Origin of the sequence: Mycobacterium sp. 1165178.9, from assembly GCF_001673555.1 — a bacterium.
In the GTDB taxonomy this organism is placed as follows: domain Bacteria; phylum Actinomycetota; class Actinomycetes; order Mycobacteriales; family Mycobacteriaceae; genus Mycobacterium.
The window spans coordinates 1-534 of the sequence record NZ_LZMB01000416.1 but is presented as its reverse complement, the minus strand read 5'-3'; the positions used below and the strand labels follow the sequence as shown (position 1 = coordinate 534).

Below are 534 nucleotides of genomic sequence, written 5' to 3'. Positions count from 1 at the left end.
GCGCGGGTGGCCCGCGAGCATAACGCGACCAGTTTCATGGTGGTCCAGGCCGCGTTGGCGGTGTTGTTGGCCAAGCTGAGCGCCAGTGCTGAGGTGGCGGTGGGTTTCCCGATCGCCGGCCGCAATGATCCCGCTCTGGATAAGTTGGTCGGGTTTTTCGTCAATACCTTGGTGTTGCGGGTCGATCTGGCCGGCAATCCCACCGTGGCCGAGGTGCTGGCTCAGGTGCGCGCGCGCAGCCTGGCCGCCTACGAACACCAGGACGTGCCCTTCGAAGTCCTCGTGGAGCGGCTCAACCCGACCCGAAACCTGTCCCATCACCCCTTGATCCAGGTGATGCTGGCCTGGGAGAACTTCGCCGGGCACGACAACGCCGTCGGGTCGACCTTGGGCGACGTCGAGGTCACCCCGCTGCCGGTGCACACCCAGACCGCCCGGATGGATTTGGCGTTCTCCATGGCTGAACGGTTCACCGAGGACGGGGAGCCCGCCGGGATCGGTGGAAGGGTGGAATTTCGCACCGATGTGTTCGAC

General features: G+C 65.4%; 1 protein-coding gene. It reads left to right on the top strand.

Going from position 1 to position 534, the window contains the following annotated elements; all coding sequences use genetic code 11:
• Positions 1-534, top strand: a 534-nt coding sequence (locus A5652_RS18190) for a condensation domain-containing protein (RefSeq protein ID WP_156745409.1), incomplete at both ends; no start/stop codon positions are given.